A 17,586-nucleotide genomic window follows, 5' to 3' on the forward strand; every position below is an offset into this window, starting at 1 on the left:
CCGGGGTCACGGGGGCGCCTCCTGCGTCACGAGGGCCAGCAACTGCACCTCGTCGGTCTCGTCCAGGTCGGCGACGGCGAGCGCGACCCAGCGGCCGGTCCCCTCGGCCTCCCACAGGGACGCCAGGCGCGCCCGGGCGCTGAGGGCGGCCCACGGCTCGGGTATCTCCTCCCGCTCGGTCCGCAGGAGGACCGTCTGGAGGTTCCAGGGCTCCGTCTCCCCCCAGCGCGTGGCGAGGCGCTCGTGGAGGGCGTCGCGGTACTTCTCGTACTGCTCCACGGTCGCCGCCCGCTCCCCCTGGTCACCGTCGCGCAGGCCGTGGCTGCTCTCCAGCACCGCCACGAAGTGGCCGTGCTCCGCCGGGAAGGGGCGGAAGCACAGCTCGTCGATGAGGGCGATGCGCCGCGCGATGTCCATGCCGTCCAGTAAACCGGCCGCCACTGACAATTGGCGGGGCGTCAGGCGGCCCTCGGTGTCACGCGTCCCGGCCGCGCAGCCGCCAGGCGCCGGCGACGAGGGCGGCCGCCGCCCAGACCGCTGTCACGGCGAGCCCCGTCCAGGGCCCCAGGATCCCGTCGTGCGTCTGGTGGATGACCACCTGTCCGGCCTGGTCCGGCAGGAATTCCGTGGCGCCGCCCGCCGCGTCGCCGATCACGAAGGCGATGATGAGGATGAACGGGATCAGGGTGGACAGGGTGGCCACGCCACTGCGGAAGAGGGCGGTCAGGCCCGCCGCGAGCAGGGCCATCAGCATGAAGTAGATCCCGCATCCCACGACACCGCGCACCTGCTCGCCCATGGTGAGCCCGTCCGCAGCCGCGCCGAGGCCCGCCCGGGCGGCGACGAGGGCGGTGAACGAGGTGAGCAGGCCGACCACGAGGGCCGGTACGGCGACGACGACCAGCTTCGCCGCGAACCACCGCCCGCGCTGTGGCACGGCGGCCAGGGACAGGCGGATTCCGTTGCCCTGGTACTCGGCCGACACGACCATGGCGCCGAACGCGATGGCGGCGATCTGACCGGGCATAACGCCGGAGAGGGCCATGAACAGCGGATCGAAGTCCGGGTCCGAGGTGTCGGAGACCCCCGCCAGCGCGGAGAAGGCGGTGGTGCAGGCGAACACGGCCAGCAGCGTGCCGCACAGCGAGCGCAGGGTGAGCACCTTGAGCGCCTCGGAGCGGAGTACGGGTGCGAAGTGCATGGTCAGGCCTCCTGGGGCTGTGCGGTGAACTCGGTCTCGGCGGCCGTCAGGTCGAGGTAGGCCTGTTCCAAGGTGCCTTCCGTCGAGCTCAGTTCGAGGATCGGGACGCCGGCACCGGACATGGCGCGGCCGATGTCGTCCACGCGTGCGTGCGGCACGGTCCAGTACCCGTCGCCGTCTTCCACCGCCTCGTGCCCGTGCCGGGCGAGAGCGGCCTTGAGCGCGGTGGCGTCCGAGGTCCGGACGCGGACACTGGGCTGCACGCGCGCGTCGATGAACTCCCGCATCGGGGTGTCGGCGAGCAGGCGGCCCCGGCCGAGGACGACCAGGTGGTCGGCGAAGGACGCGGTCTCGTTCATCAGGTGGCTGGAGACCAGGACGGTGCGTCCCTCGGCCGCGAGCCGGCGCAGCAGTTCGCGGATCCAGATGATGCCCTCGGGGTCCAGTCCATTGGAGGGCTCGTCCAGCATCACCACCTCCGGGTCGCCCAGCAGCGCGGCGGCGATGCCGAGCCGCTGGCGCATGCCCAGGGAGTACGTCCTCACCCGGCGGCGCGCCACCGACGCGATGCCGGTCTCCTCCAGCACCTCGTCGACCCGGCGTGCGGGAAGGCGGTTGCTCGCGGCGAGGACGCGCAGGTGGTCACGGCCGGTGCGGGAGCCGTGGGCGGCATCAGCGTCGAGCAGGGCGCCCACGTGCCGCAGCGGCTCGTCGAGGGCGGCGTAGGAACGTCCGCCGACGGTCGCGGTGCCGGAGGTCGGCCGGTCGAGGCCGAGGACCAAGCGCATGGTGGTGGACTTCCCGGCGCCGTTGGGGCCGAGGAAGCCGGTGACGCGGCCGGGGCGGACGGTGAAGGTGAGGTCGTCGACGGCTCGTCGGGTGCCGTACTCCTTGGTGAGGTTCTGGACGTCGATGCTGGTCATGGCTTCAGCGTGCCGGTCCGTACGGGGGCGGGTCCTCCCCCGCCGGTGGAGATCGTCTCCCCCGTGCGGGGGAGCCGGGTGTCAGTGGCGGCTGGCACGATGTGCGAATGGTCCGCTTCCTGCGCCCGCTGTTCCGGGGGGCTACTTACACACGGCTCGTGTACCTGTGGGTGCCGATGCTGATCGTGAGCGTGTGGGCGCTCATCGACGACACCAACATGTGGGTGCCGGCGGCCCTTCTGGTCCCGGTCGGTCTCATTCCGGCGGTGCGTACCGGCGAAGGCGTGCAGGCACGGTGGCTCCTCACGCCGGGTCAAGAGGACGGCGGCTTCTCTGTGGCCCCGTCGGCGACCTGGCGGGACCGGCTGCGCACGGTGGTGTGGCTGCAAGGCCGCCTCGTCCTCGGGCTGTTGACCGCGGGCGCCTGCGTCTGGCTGCCGATCCTCAGCGTGGAACTGGTCAGGCACGCCGCGGGGCACCGGGTCGACGACATACCGGTGCTGCGGGACGCGGCGCCGCACTGGGCCTACGCGCTCCTCGCGCCGCTTCCCCTCCTCGCCCTGTACGGCGCCGTGGTCGGCCTCGGCCTCCTGGCGACGGCGGGGGCCCGTGCGCTGCTCGGTCCCTCCGCCGCCGAGCGGCTCACCGCCCTGGAGGAGCGCACCGAACAGCTCCTGGAACGCAACCGCATCGCCCGCGAGCTGCACGACTCCATCGGCCACGCGCTGACCGTCGCCGTCGTCCAGGCGGGGGCCGCCCGCGCGGCGAACAGTCCCGAGTTCACCGACCGCGCGCTGACCGCGATCGAGGAGACCGGCCGGGCCGCGCTGGAGGATCTGGAACGGGTGCTCGGCGTCCTGCGGGAGGCGGAGCGGCCCGTGAGCGCCCGGCCGACGCTCGCGGACGCCGACCGCCTCCTGGAGTCAGCCCGGGCCTCCGGCGCCAAGGTCGACGCCGAGGTCACCGGTCCGCTGGAGACCCTGCCGGGTCCGGTCTCGCGCGAGGGCTACCGCATCCTCCAGGAGGCGCTGACCAATGTGCTGCGGCACGCGGGTGCCGTGCCGACCCGGGTGCGGGTCGAGGTCGCGGACGGCGCGCTCACTCTGGAGGTGCGCAATCCATTGCCGGACGGAAGGGCCGCGCCCGGCCGCGGCAGCGGACTGCGCGGGATACGCGAGCGGGCCGCGCTGCTGGGCGGGCGGGCGCACACGGGCCCGGACGGCGCCGGTGACTGGGAGGTGCGCGTCGAGCTGCCGCCGGGCTGATCTACGCTGGGCGGATGCCGGTCAGAGTGCTCCTCGTCGACGACGAACCCCTGGTACGCGCGGGTCTGCGGGCAGTGCTGGAGGCGCAGCCGGACATCGAGGTGGTCGGGGAGGCGGCCGACGGGGCGGCGGTGATTCCGCTGGTGCGGCAGGTGCGGCCGGACGTGGTCGCCATGGACGTCCGGATGCCGCTGCTGGACGGGATCGAGGCCACGCGGGCGCTGCTGCGGACGATGACCGACCCGCCGAAGATCCTCGTGGTGACGACCTTCGAGAACGACGAGTACGTGTACGAGGCGCTGCGCGCGGGCGCCGACGGGTTCCTGCTGAAGCGGGCCCGCCCGGCCGAGATCGTGCACGCGGTACGGCTGATCGCGGACGGCGAGTCCTTGCTGTTCCCGGCGTCGGTGCGGCGACTGGCCGCCGAGTACGGCGACGGCGGCGGCAACCGCGCCGCCCGCGCGCTGCTGGAGCGGGCGCAGCTGACCGAGCGGGAGGGCGATGTGCTGCGGCTGATGGCGCGCGGGCTGTCGAACGCGGAGATCGCCGCCCGGCTGGTGGTCGGCACGGAGACGGTGAAGTCGCACGTGAGCGCGGTACTGGGGAAGCTGGGGGCGCGGGACCGCACGCAGGCGGTGATCACGGCGTACGAGTCGGGGTTCGTGGCACCCGGCTGAGGTGCCGGTGCCGGTGCCGGACGGGCAGGGGCGGACCGGCACTCGCCGGGGCGGAGCGGGCCGAGTACCATCCGCCCAACACGCGCACGAGCTGGGAGGACGGAGTTGGGCGGGCTGACCGGCGGGGACCCGTCGCTGCTGCGGAGGATCAACTCCGCTGTGGTGCTGCACGCGTTGCGGGCCACGGACTGCGCGACGCTGACCGAGATCACTCGGGTGACGGGACTGTCCCGGCCCACCGTCGAGGGCGTCGTCGAGGGGCTGATCGAGGCGGGCCTGGTCGTCGAGGCCGCCGCCGACGAGCGTACGGCCCGCAGGCAGGGGCGGCCCGCGCGGCGGTTCCGGTTCCGGGCGGAGGCCGGGCACCTGCTGGGGCTGGAGATCGGTCCGCACCGCGTGGCCGCGCTCCTGTCCGACCTGGACGGCCGGGTGATCGGCGCCCAGGCCAAGGACGTAGACGTGAGCGCGCCGGCCGACGAGCGGCTGGAGCGGGTGCGCACCGCGGTCGCCGAACTGCTGCGCCGGGCCGGTGTGGCGCGTGGCTCGCTGCGGGCGGTGGGCGCCGCCTCGCCCGGGATCGTGGAGGCGGACGGCACGGTGCGGCTGAGCACCGCGCTGCCCGAGTGGACGGGGCTGCGCCTGGGCGAGCGGCTGAGCCGTTCCTTCAAGTGTCCGGTGCTGGTGGAGAACGACGCGAACGCGGCGGCGGTCGCCGAGCACTGGAAGGGCGCCGCCACCGAGTCCGACGACATCGTGTTCGTGCTGGCCGGGCTGAGCCCCGGGGCCGGGTCGCTGATCGGCGGGCGGCTGCACCGGGGGTACGGCGGGGCGGCGGGCGAGACCGGCGCGCTGCACCTGCTGGGCCGGGACGTGACGCCGGAGACCCTGCTGTCCACCACGGACGAGCCGCTGCATCCGCTGGACGAGCAGGCGGTCGCCGAGGTGTTCGCCGAGGCCCGGCGGGGCGACCAGCGGGCCCGCGCGGCCGTCGAACGGTACATCCACCGGCTGGTGCACGACGTGGCGGCGATGGTGCTGGCCCTCGATCCGGAGCTGGTCGTCATCGGAGGCTGGGCGGCCGGGCTGGACGACGTGCTGGAACCGTTGCGGCGCGAGCTGGCCCGCTACTGCCTGCGTCCGCCGAAGGTCGCCCTGTCCCTCCTTGGTGAGGCCGCCGTGGCGACGGGCGCGCTGCGCCTCGCCCTCGATCACGTCGAGGAGCAGTTGTTCGCCGTGGAGGGCGCCACGGCACGCCGCTGAGCCGCGGGGGTCCGGGCCGGCCGCTCAGGAGGCCCGGGTCTGGGGGCCGTGGTGGATCTCCACGTCGCCGGAGTCCCCGAAGGTCAGCCGGCAGGTGTCGGCGCGGTAGGTGGCGACGGAGAGCGCGGCGGTGCGGCCCTCGGCGAGGTAGCGGGTGGTGACGACGAGGACGGGCGCTCCCGGGAGGCGGTCCAGCTCCTTCGCGTCCTCGGCGCCGGCCGATCCCAGCTCCACGGCGCTGTCCCGGCGCTCCAGTTCGCCGCGCTGCAGTTCGCGCAGGACGGCACGCGCGCGTGCGGCCGCGGCGGGCGTGTCGATGGCGGTGAGGTCGGGCACCGAGGACGGCGGGACGTAGAGCAGTTCGGCGGCGACGGGCTGGCCGTGCGTCACGCGGGAGCGGCGGACGGTGTGGACGGGCTCGTCGCGGGCGGTGCCCAGGGCGTCGGCGACCGCCGCGGGCGGCGTCGCGAGCTCGCAGCCGGTGGCTTCCCAGGCGTCGTCGGCCGTTCCCGGCCAGGCGTGCTGCGCGGTGCCCACGGCCACGCCGACGCGCGGCGGGGCGACGGTCGTGCCGACGCCGCGGCGGCGCTGGAGGCGGCCTTCCAGTTCGAGCTGCTCCAGGGCCTGGCGGAGCGTGGCGCGGGCGACGCCGAAGCGGGCGGCGAGGTCGCGCTCGTTGGGGAGGATCTCGCCCACCGAGAACTCCGAGTCCAGGGCCTCGCTCAGTACGGTCCTGAGGTGCCAGTACTTCGGTTCCGGTACCGATTCCAACTGCGTGGTCCCCACCCTGTCCTCCGCAATCGCCGTGGTCCGGCGGCGTTTTGGCGCCCTTGTTTATTAAAGGTTGTTGCAGTTCTCTGCGACGATAAGGCGGCCCACCCCCTTGGTCAAGACCAATCCGGCGACCGGACGGCGAAAGCCCCCGTCGTGGGACGGGGGCTTTCGGGGCTCGCGGCCGGTGGGCGGGGTGCCGCGGTGTGGTGCGGCTAGCCGAGGTCGGCCAGGTGACGCAGCTTGTCGGGGTTGCGGATGACGTAGATCGACTGGACCCGCCCGTCGACGACGTCGAGCTGGAAGACGGAGTCCGGCTTGTCCCCGGACAGGACCAGCAGGGCCGGTCCGCCGTTGAGCTCCAGGAAGCGGAAGGAGGCGTCCGGAATGCCCTTGCGTGCGGCGCCGAGCAGGAAGCGGCCCACCTTGTCGGCGCTGTGCAGCACCCGCAGCGGCGCCTTTGACTTGCCGCCGCTGTCGCCGACCAGCCGGACGTCCGGTGCGAGCAGGGCCATCAGCCCGTCCAGGTCACCGTCGGTCGCGGCGGCGAGGAAGCGTTCGGTCAGGTCCCGGCGCTGGGCCGGGTCGACGTCGTAGCGCGGCCGGCGCTCCTCGACGTGCTTGCGGGCGCGCCCGGCGAGCTGGCGCACCGCGGCCTCCCCGCGCTCCAGCACGGCGGCGATGTCGGCGTAGGGGTAGCCGAACGCCTCCCGCAGGACGAACACCGCACGTTCCAGCGGGGACAGCGATTCCAGCACCACGAGGACGGCGAGGGACACCGAGTCGGCGAGGACGGCGCGCTCGGCGGTGTCCGGCACGGTCTGCCCGAAGTCCGTGGCGCAGGGCTCGGGCAGCCACGGTCCGACGTACGTCTCGCCCCGCGACTTGATCTGGCGCAGCCGGTCGATGGCCAGGCGGGTGGTGGTCCGCACCAGGTAGCCGCGCGGCTCGCGGACGGCGGAGCGGTCGGCGCCGGACCAGCGCAGCCAGGCCTCCTGGACCACGTCCTCCGCGTCGGCGAGGCGGCCCAGCATGCGGTAGGCGACGCCCAGGAGGACGGGGCGGTGCTCTTCGAAGATGTCGGTGGCGGTTTCGGTGGTCACCGTTCCATCCCAGCGGACGCGTTCGGCCGTGTCCAGGCGGAATCGCCCCCATCCGAGGCCGGCCGACGACCGGGGGCTACCCGTCGGTAGCTCTTACTGACAAGGTGTCTACGCAACGTCGTCGTTCATCCGTTCCCGACGACATGTGTTCCCACAACACATGTTCCCGGCAAGGAGCAACAAGGAGCCCCATGTCCGCAACGCTCTCCTTCACGGCCCCCACCGAGCACGGTCCGCAGGACCTCGCCCTCGCCTACGCGCGCGTGGGTGAGGGCGAGCCGCTGCTACTGCTGCACGGCATAGGTCATCACCGGCAGGCCTGGGACCCGGTGGTCGACATCCTCGCGACCGAGCGCGAGGTGATAGCCGTGGACCTGCCGGGGTTCGGGCAGTCGCCCGCGCTGCCGCACGGCCTGCCGCACGATCTGCCGACGACGAGCGCGGTACTCGGCGCCTTCTGCGCGGCGCTGGGGTTCGACCGGCCGCACGTGGCCGGGAACTCGCTGGGTGGTCTGCTGGCCCTGGAGCTCGGCCGCGAGAACCTGGTGCGGTCGGTGACGGCCCTGTCCCCGGCCGGCTTCTGGACGCAGGCCGAGCGGCGCTACGCCTTCGGCGTACTGATGGGGATGCGCCGGACCGCCCGGAGCCTGCCCCTTCCGCTGGTCGAGCGGCTGTCCCGCACCGCGGTCGGCCGCACCGCGCTGACGAGTACGATCTACGCCCGTCCCGGCCGCCGCTCCCCCGAGGCGGTCGTCGCCGAGACGCTGGCGCTCGCACACGCGCAGGGGTTCTCCGAGACGCTCCGGGCCGGACGGAGCGTGCTGTTCACCGACGACGTGCCCGGCGTCCCCGTCACCGTGGCGTGGGGCAACCGGGACCGGCTGCTCCTGCCCCGGCAGGGCATACGCGCCAAGCACGCCATTCCGCGGGCCCGCCTGGTGCGGCTGCCCGGCTGCGGCCACGTCCCGATGAACGACGACCCTGCGCTGGTCGCCCGCGTTCTCCTGGACGGCAGCAGGGCTCAGTCGGCCAGGGCTGTGAGGACCTCGTTCAGCACGGTCGCGTTGTAGGGCATGCTCACGTGCGGGGTGTGGTCGTCCGGGTCGATGTCCTGCAGGACGATGTTGTTGACGTAGCGACCCTCGGTCTTCGCGAGGGCGCACGACGTGTACGGAGTGACCACGTCGTCGTACTGGGTGGCGATGACGGTGTGGCGGACGCCCTCCGTCGTCTCGCCGAGTTCGGCCAGCTCGCGCTGGAAGGGGTGGTCGTGCTGGAGTTGCGGCCAGGCGGGCACGACCTCCCCGACGGCGCCCTGTTCGAGGATTTCCACCGCGCCGGCAATCTGGCGGGCGAGGTTCATCAGCCCCTGGGCCGTGACTCCGTGGTTGCTGGGCGCGATGCCGACGAAGTTGCGCACCTTGGGCCCTCCGCCGAGGGCGTTCAGGTAGTAGCGCGGCATCATGCCGCCCTGCGAGAAGCCGACCACGTCGACCTCCCGGGCGCCGGTCCGCCGCAGCACCTCGTCCACGAAGTCCGCGAGCTGCCGGGCGGAGTGCTTGATGTCGCCGAGGCCGAAGATCACGGGGTTGCCGTGCTGGCCGTAGTCGAGCCGGAAGACCCGGTGACCGTGCTGCCGTAGCAGCGGTGTCGCCGTGTTCCAGGTGTAGCCCCGGTTGCCGAAGGTGCCGTGCACGAGCACCACCGGACGCGGATGCTCCTCGGTAGGCGGGGCGTTCCAGTCATCCTCTCCCGCCTGTACGTCGACGGTCGCGATGACCTGCGCCCCGCCGGCCTGGGCCACCGCACCCAGGCGGTGCGGGGCCTCGGCGATGTCCGTGACGATGTCGTCCGAGTTGCCACCGGGGATGCGGGGATTGAGGAAACTCACGGTGTTCTCCCTTTCACGGCAGCTGTAGATGCGGCTGCGTTGTGTGTTGAGGCTGGTCAGCGAGATGGCGGGGGGGGTCTGCGGCTGTGCGCCCAGGCGCAGCCCGCGCCCTGTTCGCGAAGGCTCTCGCTGCCCTCGGGTGAATCCGTGCGGATCGGTCGGCTCCGGAAGGCAGCGGGGATGGGGTACGACAGCACCACGGTCGCCGACTGCGACACCTTGCTCGGGATGTACCGGACCGGCGGCGGCCGGCGGAGAGGTCGTTCGGATGGCCGCTGCCGCCGCCTGGAGATGGTCACGGTGCAGGAGCGGCTGGCTCCCGGGCCGGTTCCGTGGGGCAGCTTCTGAAGGCGAGTACGGCGTTGTGGCCGCCGAAGCCGAAGGAATGGCTCAGGGCGAGGTCGACGGGCTGCGCCCGGCTGGTGCCGGTGACGGCGTTGATCTCGGCGTCTCCTTCCTGTTTCTCGAGGTTGGCCACGGGAGGCACCCGGCCGTGGGCCACGGACAGGGCGGTGATCGCCGCTTCGACCGCTCCGGCCGCGCCGAGCAGGTGGCCGAGGGTGCCCTTGACGGAGGTCACGGAGGGCTGATGAGGGAAGAGGCGACGGATCAGACGGGCCTCGGCGGCGTCGTTGAGCGGCGTGCTGGTGCCGTGCGCGTTGATGTGCTGCACGTCCGCGGGGCGGGCGCCGGCGTCGTCGAGGGCCCGCCGCACGGCGAGGGCGGCGCCCTTGCCCTCGGGGTCGGGTGCCACGGGGTGGTGGGCGTCGGACGATGCTCCGTAGCCCGCCAGCAGTGCGTAGCCGGGGCGTCCGCGGGCCCTGGCCGCGCTCGCCGGCTCCAGGACCAGTGCCGCCCCGCCCTCCGCCATGACGAAGCCGTCCCGGGCGGTGTCGAAGGGCCGGGAGGCGGCCGGCGGGTCGTCGCCGCGCCGGGACAGCGCGCCCATCCGGTCGAAGCCGGTGACCCAGAGGGGCTGTACGACCGCGTCGGAGGCGCCCGCGACGGCGATGTCGCAGGCCCCGGAGCGCAGGAGTTGCAGGGCGGTGCCGATGGCGGTGGCGCCGGAGGCGCAGGCGGTGACCGTGCACAGCGCCGGGCCCCGGGCCCGCAGGTGGATGGTGAGCTGTCCGGTGGCCATGTTGGGCAGGAACATCGGCAGCAGCAGCGGTGAGACGCGCGCCGTGCCCACCTCGAGCAGTTTGCGGTGCTGGTCCAGCATGGTGCCGGTGCCGCCGGCCGAGCTGCCGAAGACCACCGCGACGCGGTCCGCGTCCCAGTCGGCCGGGTCCAGGCCGGCGTCGGAGACCGCCTCCAGGGCGGCGTAGAGGGCGAACTGGGTGAAGCGGTCGTACTGCCAGGGGCGTGAGCCGGGGACGTGAGCGCGGGGGGAGAAGTCCGGTACGAGGCAGGCGAAGTCGACCGGGAGGCCCTTGAGTTCGGGGACTTGCCGGGCGGTGGGGCGGCCCGCGCACACGCCGTCCCAGGTGGCCTCGCGGCCGGTGCCGGCCGGAGTGACCAGGCCGATCCCGGTGACGGCGACGTCGGGCCGGGCGCCGGTCACGGCTTGACGGCCTGGGCGATGAGGTCGGCCACGCCGGCCAGGGTGAGGTCCGGGTCGGCCTCGCCGTCCTGTACTTCGATGCCGAGTTCCTCGGTGAGTACGACGAAGAGCTCCACCACGGCCAGCGAGTCGAGGTCCAGCTGTTCGAAGGTCGCGGTGGGGACGATGGCCTCGGGGGGCACTTCGAACTTCTCGCTGAGAACCGAGGCGAGCAGGTTGTAGGCGCGGCTGTGGGGGGTGGTGTCGGTAGTCATGTCAGGGGGTGTCCTTTCCGGTCCGACGGGCGGTACCCCGGGGTGGTGGGGTTCCGTGTGGTGGGGTTGCGTGGTGGCAGGTCGGCGGTCAGCCGAGCGCGGCCGGTGCCTCCAGCTCCGCCTTGACGTCCTCAAGCAGGGCCATCGCGTCCCTGCCGTTGACCACCCGGTGGTCGTATACCAGGCCGAGGTGGACGAACCGGTGGGTGCGAGGGGTGCCCTGCGCGTCCAGGAGCACCTGGTCGTCGACGGCGCCGATGGAGATCACGCAGGTCTGGCCGGGGAAGACGATGGGGGTGGCCAGAACCATGCCCTCCGTGGTGTGCGGGGCGACCATGATGTTGGCCCCGGCGAGTTCGGCGGCCTGGAACGTGCCCCGGAACGCCTTGCTCCTGAAGCCGGTCAGCAGGTCGGCGATCCGGTCGCTGCTCAGCTCGGCGGCGTCGTGCACCACCGGGGTGTACAGACCACGGCCCGCGTCCATGGTGACGCCCACATGGGCCCGTTCGCTCTCGCGCACCGCGCCGTCGTCGGTGAGCGCGGCGAACATCAGGGGGTGTGCCGCGTGCCGGCGCGCCACCGCCTTGATCAGCAGGACGGGCAGGGAGACGAAACTGCCGGTGCGCTCGGACAGCTGCCGGGCCAGTTCCTCCGCCTGTCCGACGTCGACCTTGGCGTAGGCGGCCGCGGCCGGAACGGTCCGCATCGACTCGGTCACCACCGCCCCCACCGTCCGCTGTCGCTTCGACAGTTGGCGCTGGGGAGAGGGGGGCGCCGACACGGCCCGCCGCACCAGGGCCTCGACATCGGCCGTACGGACGACCGCGCGCCCGAGACCGCGCAGCTCGGCCTCGGACACGCCGTGGCGGTCGGCGAGCTCACGGGCCGCGTTGGTGATGCTCAGCTCCGCGCCGGAGGGTGCGGATGTCGCCGCCGGGGCGGCGGCCGACGCCCGGTAGGAGTCGCGCTCCTCGGCCGACTCGAAGAGGTAGGCGATGGTCTGCCCCGGCCTGCAGTCCTGGCCGCCGCCGACGAGGACGTGCAGGATTCCGGGGCCGGTGCTCTCGATCTCCTCACTGGCCTTGGAGGTCTCCACGACCGCCAGCGGTTCCTCGCCCTCGATGCTGCTGCCGTCGGGGACGAGCCACTCGACCAGGGTGTAGCTGGAGTCGTTCGTGTTGAGCGTGGGCAGCTCGATGCCGATCACTTCGTCGCCTCCATGATCGCGCGGTGGATGGTGGACGGCTGGAGCAGTACGTCGTGCTCCAGGTGCGCCGCGGTCGGTACGATGCTCGGCTCGGCACTCAGCGGCAGCACCGGCCGGACAAGTCGGCTCCACAGCTGCTCGTGGAGTTGCTGTGCGAGCAGTTCGCCCCAGGTCCCGTCGGCCGTGGAGTCCTCCATGACACAGATGCGGTCGGCACGGGACAGCACCGGGAGCAGCGCCTTGCTGTCGAAGGGGTAGAGCTGGGAGGGCACCAGCAGTTCACACGTGATCTCCTCTTCGAGGAGCAGGGAGCGCAGGGCGGTGACGGCCCGTTCGGTGAGCCCGCCCGGGGCCAGGACGATCCAGTCGGGGGGCCCGCAGTCCGGCGCGAACACCCGGGCGGTCTCGCTGGGATCGGCCAGCACCTCGTAGCGGAAGAGGTCGTCCACGACCCCCGCCTGATACATGGCGCGGGTGTAGAGCACCTTGTCCTCGAAGAGCACACCGGGCTCCTCGCGGTCGAGCATCGCGGTCAGTACGCGCTGGTTGTCGTGGAACGGGGAGACTTCCCGCAGGTGCAGCGAGGGAATGCCGAGGAAGTGCTTCTGCAGGCTCTGGCTGTGCGTCGGGCCGTACCCCCGGTTGCCGCCGGTGGGGCAGCGGACGACCATGCTCATCGGGACCCTGCGGCCGTACATCGACACGGACTTGGCGGCGAAGTTCAGCAGCGGGTCGAAGGCCAGCGCGGCGAAGTCGGAGAACATCATCTCGACCACGGACCGGTTGCCGGCCAGGGCCAGGCCCGCGCCCACGCCGGCGATGCCGCCTTCGCTCAGCGGTGAGGAGAGCACCTGGTCCGGGAAGCGGTCGGAGAGCCCCCGGGTCACTTTGAACGCACCACCGTAGGGGTCGGCGACGTCCTCGCCGATCAGATACGTGCCGGGGTGGGCGCCTAGGAGGTGGTGCAGTGCGCTGTTGAGGTTCTCGGCCACGCGTTGGCGCCTGGTCATCGGGCCTCCCATCGGGACGCCGGACGCGCGCCGACCTCTCGTACGACGGCGGCGACGGCCTCCGCCTGTGCCTGGTCGGCGGCGGCGAACTGTGCGGGATGGTCCTGTCGGTAGCGGCGGTACCAGTCGTGCCGGGCCGCTCGCTCACGGACCTCGGCCGCGCGGGTGTCGTCCCCCTTGCTGTGCGGGCCCACGCGGTGGGTGACGCACTCGACCACGTACGGCCGGTGCCGGTCGCGGACCTGTTCGACCACGGGGGCGAGGGCGGCGCGTACGTCGGTCACGTCCACGGAGTCGATCCGCAGGTGGCCGACGCCGAAGGCCGCCGCCCGGGCCGCCACGGTGCCGGACATCTGCCGCTCGGTCGGTGTCGACTGGGCGATCCCGTTGTGCTCCACCACGACGAGCACCGGGACCTGCCACAGCTGCGCCATGTTGAGCGCCTCGTACACGGCGCCCTCGCCCCAGGTGCCGTCGCCGATGTGGACCACCGCGATCCGGCCCGGCTCGGCCCGCTTCAGGTGCAGGCCGACTCCCACGGCGACGGGCAGGCTCTGGCCCTGTACGCCGGTCGACAGGTAGCGGTCGCGGTAGATGTGCTGGCTGCCGCCCACACCGTGGCAGACGGCACCGGCCCGCCCCATGATCTCCGCGAGCAGACCGTGCGGGTCGTGGAAGCGGGCCAGGTAGTGGCCGTGCCCGCGGTGGTTGCTGAAGACGTGGTCGCCCTCGTCCAGCAGCGGGTAGAGCGCGACGGGGATGTACTCCTGGCCGAGGCAGGTGTGCGTGGTGCCGTGCAGCCGGCCCTGGGAGAACAGCTCCAGCACGGCCAGTTCGAAGTGGCGGATCATCAGCAGGGTGCCGAGATCGGCGTCGGACAGACGGGACAGGGGACGGGCCACGACACCGGCTTCGGGTTCGCCGGCGGGCCCGAGGTCGACCGCGGGGGACGCGGACGTGACGTTCATGAGGTGCTCCTTACGGAAGTTCGACCACCTGGGCGCACCAGGTCAGCCCGGCGCCGAAGCCCAGGAGCAGCGCCTTGTCGCCGGGCCGTACGGTGGCCGAGGCGAGCAGCGACTCCAGAGCCAGCGGGATGGACGCCGAACTGGTGTTGCCGTCGGTGACGATGCTGCGGGCGATCGCCACGTGCGCGGGTGGGCGCAGTCGGCGCACCATCGCGTCGATCAGCCGCCCGTTGCACTGGTGCGGCACGAAGGCCGCGATGTCGTCCCAGGTGAGCCCGGCCGCGTCGAGTGCGTCCCGGGCCACTTGCGGCATGTGCGAACCGAACCAGCGGACCACCCGGGTGCCGTCCATGTGCATGTACGGGCGGGCGGCATCGGGTTTGGGCGGGGCGCTGGTCATCCAGGGCTCACCAGGGCCGTGGGTTCCCCACACCGCCGGTCCGATCCCGCCGTGCTCCGCGGCGCTGACCACCGCGGCCCCGGCGGCATCGCCGAAGACCATGACGGTCCCGCAGTCGTCGGGGTCGGTGATGTCGCTCAGCCGCTCGGCGGCGACGACCAGGATCTGGCGCGCCTGCTGTGCGGCGATGAGTCCGGAGGCCAGGGTCAGCCCGTAACTGAACCCAGCGCACCCGCCGTTGACGTCGAACCCGCCGGCCCGGCCGGCTCCGATGCGGTGGGTGAGACTGGCCGCCCGGCACGATGCCTGGCCGACGCTGCTGGCGGAGGAGAACACGACACAGTCCAGGTCCTCCGCGAGCACGCCCGCGTGGGCCAGGGCCTTGTCCGCCGCCTGCGCGGCCATCTCGACGAAGGTGTCGTCGGGGTCGGCCTTCAGCCTGGTCCGGATTCCGGTGATCTGCTCGATCCAGCCTTCCTCATGGCCGAACCTGGTGTCGAGTTCGGCGCTGGTGAGCAGACCACCGGGGCGGTAGACGCCGATGCCGGTCAGCCGTCCCGCGCCCCGGGCCATCAGCGGGCTCCGTCCGACGCGGCGACGGCTGCCCGGCCGTTCACGTAGTCGAGGGTCCGCCGGACGGTGCGCAGGTCGTGCACCGCCTCGTCCGGGATGGGAACGCCGTAGCGCTCCTGGATCCGCTCGGCCAGTTCGATGACGGCCATCGAGTCGAACCCCAACGACGTGAAGGGCGCGTCGGCCGGCTGCTCCGAGAGCGCCCGGGCCGCTTCGGCGCCGGCGATCTCGGCCACCATCGCCGCCAGGTCTTCCAGAGTGAAAGGGGACATGCGGAAACTCCAGCTGATGAGATGCGGGGAGGGGTGCACGGAAGGGACGGGAGGAGGGGACCGCGCGTGGGTCACTGGGCGGGGAGCAGGGCGTCGCGGCTCAGGAAGGCGAGCACCCTGCGGAAGTAGTCGGAGTCGAGCACGGGCGGGGCGCGGTGCGCGGACGCCGCGGTGGGGCCGGCGGTGTCCTGCCCCGGGGCCGGGATCATCTGCCGGAGGGTCTCGCCGGCCAGCCGCATGGTGCTGCGGGGGACCTCGTCGCCCAGGTCGCGAAGCCGCTCCAGCCAGGTGTCGAACGGAACGAGCGGAAGGTCGACACCCGCGTCCGCGAAGCCCTGGAAGTACGACCGGAAGGGCAGCGGTTCGGGATCGATCACGTGGAACACCTGTCCTCGGGCACGCCGGCTCAGGGACAGGTCGACGATGGCGCGGCTGGTGAAGTCGACCGTGCCCACCGGCAGGAGACCGGGGTGGTCGGGGGCGCAGCCGGCGCGGATGCTCGCCGTCGTCAGGTGGACGAACCAGTCCGACTTCCCCACCAGGCCGGTGCGCGAGTCCGCCAGGATCACACCGGGCCGGTGCACCATCGTGGGCGATCCGCGGTCCGCGGCCTGCGCGACCAACTGCTCGGCGACCCATTTGGTGGCGCAGTAACCGGAGACACCGGTCCCGGCCTCTCGGGCCGCCGGGACCACCCCCATCGTCGAAATATAATGCACGGGAATTCGACGGGTCCGGGTCGCCAGTCTCAGGATTTCCAGGGTCCCCGACACATTGCAACCGCGCAGGATCGGGTAACTCGCCAGAAGATTGACCCAAGCACCGCAGTGGTAAATGACGTCGATGTCGCGCGAGAGGCCGGAGAACTCCTCGTCGGTCAAGCCGAACCGCGGCTTCGCCAGGCTACCCGGCACGACGTCGATCCGGGACATGTGGTGCTCCGGCACATCCCGGGCGCGTAACTGACCGGCGAGCCGTTCCCGGGCCTGAGCGGCCGACTCCGCTCTCACCAGGCAATGGATTCGAGCGTCGGTGGCATCCAACAGGTCGGCGAGCAGGAAACCGCCGAGGAATCCCGTGGCTCCCGTCAGCAGGATTCTCTCGGGCGGCCCTTCGGGAACATCCGGCAGAGCCGACGCATCGATGTCCGCCGGAAGTCGCAAATCGTCGGTGATCGGGAAACTGACCATACCAACACCGCATTTCAGCACAGGCGAGATTCGGTCCTGCCCTCAACACTCCCCGCACCTCACGAGGTTTACTACAGAAATCTTCCACCAGTGGGAGCGCAGGGCGCATCCTCCCGGCCGTCACCCGCACCCGCACCACCACCACGGGTGAGTAGGGCTCATTCATTCGAACAGGCCACGCCTCCGAATGGACGGCCGGAACGTACGCCCGGAGCGCGTTACCGGTACCGCGCGCCGTCCGTTGCGCGCCAACGCGCTTACACGAACGGAGCGTTGCAAAACGGGGGGCGGGGGGCGGGAGCGGCCCGAGCGTAATGACAGATGAGACGGACACACCCAATAGGTCGCGAGGCAAGGGGGGTTGAGCCATGGCCGCAGGGCCTGAGACGCCGGAGGTCCCCGACCCCGTTGGGGGCGGGGCGAGTTCACACTCCGATCCACCGGACATGTTGCCCGAGGCATGGCAGCCTCTGCTCGGCCGCCCGGCCCTCGCGGAGCTGCTCGGGCACCCCCTCGCGGGCGCCGCGCTGAAGGAGATGTGCCGGCTCCTGCCACCCCACCTCGCCGTGCACTCTCTGCGGACGTTCCTGCTGGCCGACGCCTGTGCGCGGACCCACGGGACCGCCTACGACCGGGTCGGCCTGCTGGCCGCCGCGGCGTTCCACGACGCCGGGCTGGTAGGGCGCACTCCGCTCGGTCGCGGTGGATTCCCTTGCCGGTCCGCCCAGTTGCTCGATCACTTCCTGGCCCGGCACCAGGTGGGCGTGGGACGCCGCACGACCCTCACCCGTGCGGTGCGGGGGCACATGCGGCCGTTCCCCGCGCGTGCTGCCGGGCCCGAGGCTCGGCTGCTGCACTTCGGCGTGTGGCTGGACGTCACCGGGCGCGGCGAGCGACAAGTGCCGGGCGAGCGGCGGCGGTTGGCCGGGCTGGCACCGACCCCTTGGTTCGCCGTGTCCTTCTCCGCCCGGGTGGTGGCCTGCGGGCTGCGCCGGGTGCTGCCGGGCTCCCCGGTCACCCACCGGTGACCGGGGAGCCCGGCGACTCGCCCTTCCCG

General features: G+C 72.5%; 19 protein-coding genes. 5 read left to right on the plus strand and 14 right to left on the minus strand.

Features of this window, described 5'->3' with window-relative positions:
• Positions 1–6 precede the first annotated feature (6 nt).
• Genes KUM03_RS19290 through KUM03_RS19300 form a run of 3 tightly spaced genes read right to left on the minus strand, consistent with a single transcriptional unit; the run spans position 7 to position 2,124 of the window.
• Complete coding sequence (locus KUM03_RS19290; protein WP_217250484.1) at positions 7–417, minus strand: hypothetical protein; 411 nt, start codon at positions 415–417, stop codon at positions 7–9.
• 58 nt (positions 418–475) lie between these two features.
• Positions 476–1,201 carry an ABC transporter permease gene (locus KUM03_RS19295; protein ID WP_217250486.1) on the minus strand — a complete coding sequence of 242 codons (726 nt, stop codon included), beginning with the start codon at positions 1,199–1,201 and terminating at the stop codon, positions 476–478.
• Positions 1,202–1,203: 2 nt separating this feature from the next.
• Positions 1,204–2,124 (minus strand): ABC transporter ATP-binding protein, encoded by a 921-nt coding sequence (locus KUM03_RS19300; RefSeq protein WP_217250487.1) that lies wholly within the window; start codon positions 2,122–2,124, stop codon positions 1,204–1,206.
• A 107-nt stretch (positions 2,125–2,231) separates the two neighbouring features.
• On the opposite strand from KUM03_RS19300, the gene KUM03_RS19305 reads away from it, so the two are divergent.
• The 3 genes from KUM03_RS19305 to KUM03_RS19315 all read left to right on the plus strand — a co-directional run bounded on the left by KUM03_RS19305 (position 2,232) and on the right by KUM03_RS19315 (position 5,326).
• Entirely contained in the window at positions 2,232–3,389 is a 1,158-nt protein-coding gene (locus KUM03_RS19305; protein ID WP_217250488.1) for a sensor histidine kinase, read from the plus strand.
• A 14-nt stretch (positions 3,390–3,403) separates the two neighbouring features.
• Positions 3,404–4,066 carry a response regulator transcription factor gene (locus KUM03_RS19310; protein ID WP_217250489.1) on the plus strand — a complete coding sequence of 221 codons (663 nt, stop codon included), beginning with the start codon at positions 3,404–3,406 and terminating at the stop codon, positions 4,064–4,066.
• Positions 4,067–4,171: 105 nt separating this feature from the next.
• Entirely contained in the window at positions 4,172–5,326 is a 1,155-nt protein-coding gene (locus KUM03_RS19315; RefSeq protein WP_217250490.1) for an ROK family transcriptional regulator, read from the plus strand.
• Between the two features lie 24 nt (positions 5,327–5,350).
• On the opposite strand, the gene KUM03_RS19320 is transcribed toward KUM03_RS19315, so the two are convergent.
• Positions 5,351–6,112, minus strand: a complete 762-nt coding sequence (locus tag KUM03_RS19320) for a GntR family transcriptional regulator (RefSeq protein ID WP_217250491.1) — start codon at positions 6,110–6,112, stop codon at positions 5,351–5,353.
• A 200-nt stretch (positions 6,113–6,312) separates the two neighbouring features.
• Positions 6,313–7,200 (minus strand): RNA polymerase sigma factor SigJ, encoded by an 888-nt coding sequence (sigJ, locus tag KUM03_RS19325; RefSeq protein WP_217250492.1) that lies wholly within the window; start codon positions 7,198–7,200, stop codon positions 6,313–6,315.
• A gap of 191 nt (positions 7,201–7,391) precedes the next feature.
• Between sigJ and KUM03_RS19330 the strand changes: the two genes are divergently transcribed.
• The gene (locus KUM03_RS19330) at positions 7,392–8,270 is read left to right on the plus strand and encodes an alpha/beta fold hydrolase (protein ID WP_217250493.1); all 879 of its coding nucleotides are present in this window, start codon (positions 7,392–7,394) and stop codon (positions 8,268–8,270) included.
• On the opposite strand, the gene KUM03_RS19335 is transcribed toward KUM03_RS19330, so the two are convergent.
• From KUM03_RS19335 to KUM03_RS19375, 9 genes are all read right to left on the minus strand, one after another.
• On the minus strand, positions 8,222–9,091 hold the full coding sequence (locus KUM03_RS19335) for an alpha/beta fold hydrolase (RefSeq protein WP_217250494.1): 870 nt from the start codon (positions 9,089–9,091) through the stop codon (positions 8,222–8,224). The genes KUM03_RS19330 and KUM03_RS19335 overlap by 49 nt on opposite strands.
• 295 nt (positions 9,092–9,386) lie before the next feature.
• Positions 9,387–10,655, minus strand: a complete 1,269-nt coding sequence (locus KUM03_RS19340; protein WP_217250495.1) for a beta-ketoacyl synthase — start codon at positions 10,653–10,655, stop codon at positions 9,387–9,389.
• Complete coding sequence (locus KUM03_RS19345) at positions 10,652–10,909, minus strand: acyl carrier protein (protein WP_217250496.1); 258 nt, start codon at positions 10,907–10,909, stop codon at positions 10,652–10,654. The genes KUM03_RS19340 and KUM03_RS19345 overlap by 4 nt, the downstream gene beginning before the upstream one ends.
• An 88-nt stretch (positions 10,910–10,997) precedes the next feature.
• A complete protein-coding gene (locus KUM03_RS19350; protein WP_217250497.1) occupies positions 10,998–12,116 on the minus strand; it encodes a 2-oxo acid dehydrogenase subunit E2 in 1,119 nt (372 codons plus the stop codon).
• Positions 12,113–13,126, minus strand: a complete 1,014-nt coding sequence (locus tag KUM03_RS19355) for an alpha-ketoacid dehydrogenase subunit beta (RefSeq protein WP_217250498.1) — start codon at positions 13,124–13,126, stop codon at positions 12,113–12,115. The genes KUM03_RS19350 and KUM03_RS19355 overlap by 4 nt, the downstream gene beginning before the upstream one ends.
• A complete protein-coding gene (locus tag KUM03_RS19360) occupies positions 13,123–14,094 on the minus strand; it encodes a thiamine pyrophosphate-dependent dehydrogenase E1 component subunit alpha (protein ID WP_217250499.1) in 972 nt (323 codons plus the stop codon). Before KUM03_RS19360 ends, KUM03_RS19355 begins: the two co-directional genes overlap by 4 nt.
• A gap of 10 nt (positions 14,095–14,104) precedes the next feature.
• Positions 14,105–15,067: a ketoacyl-ACP synthase III gene (locus KUM03_RS19365; protein WP_217250500.1), complete on the minus strand. Its 963-nt coding sequence runs from the start codon at positions 15,065–15,067 to the stop codon at positions 14,105–14,107.
• Positions 15,067–15,339, minus strand: coding sequence for an acyl carrier protein (locus KUM03_RS19370; RefSeq protein ID WP_217250501.1), 273 nt, complete (start codon positions 15,337–15,339; stop codon positions 15,067–15,069). Before KUM03_RS19370 ends, KUM03_RS19365 begins: the two co-directional genes overlap by 1 nt.
• A 71-nt stretch (positions 15,340–15,410) precedes the next feature.
• Positions 15,411–16,529, minus strand: coding sequence for a thioester reductase domain-containing protein (locus tag KUM03_RS19375; RefSeq protein WP_217250502.1), 1,119 nt, complete (start codon positions 16,527–16,529; stop codon positions 15,411–15,413).
• Between the two features lie 446 nt (positions 16,530–16,975).
• Between KUM03_RS19375 and KUM03_RS19380 the strand changes: the two genes are divergently transcribed.
• Positions 16,976–17,557 (plus strand): hypothetical protein, encoded by a 582-nt coding sequence (locus tag KUM03_RS19380; RefSeq protein WP_254399499.1) that lies wholly within the window; start codon positions 16,976–16,978, stop codon positions 17,555–17,557.
• Positions 17,558–17,586: the final 29 nt, after the last annotated feature.

The organism is Streptomyces sp. AC602_WCS936 (assembly GCF_019049125.1).
In the GTDB taxonomy this organism is placed as follows: Bacteria; Actinomycetota; Actinomycetes; order Streptomycetales; family Streptomycetaceae; genus Streptomyces.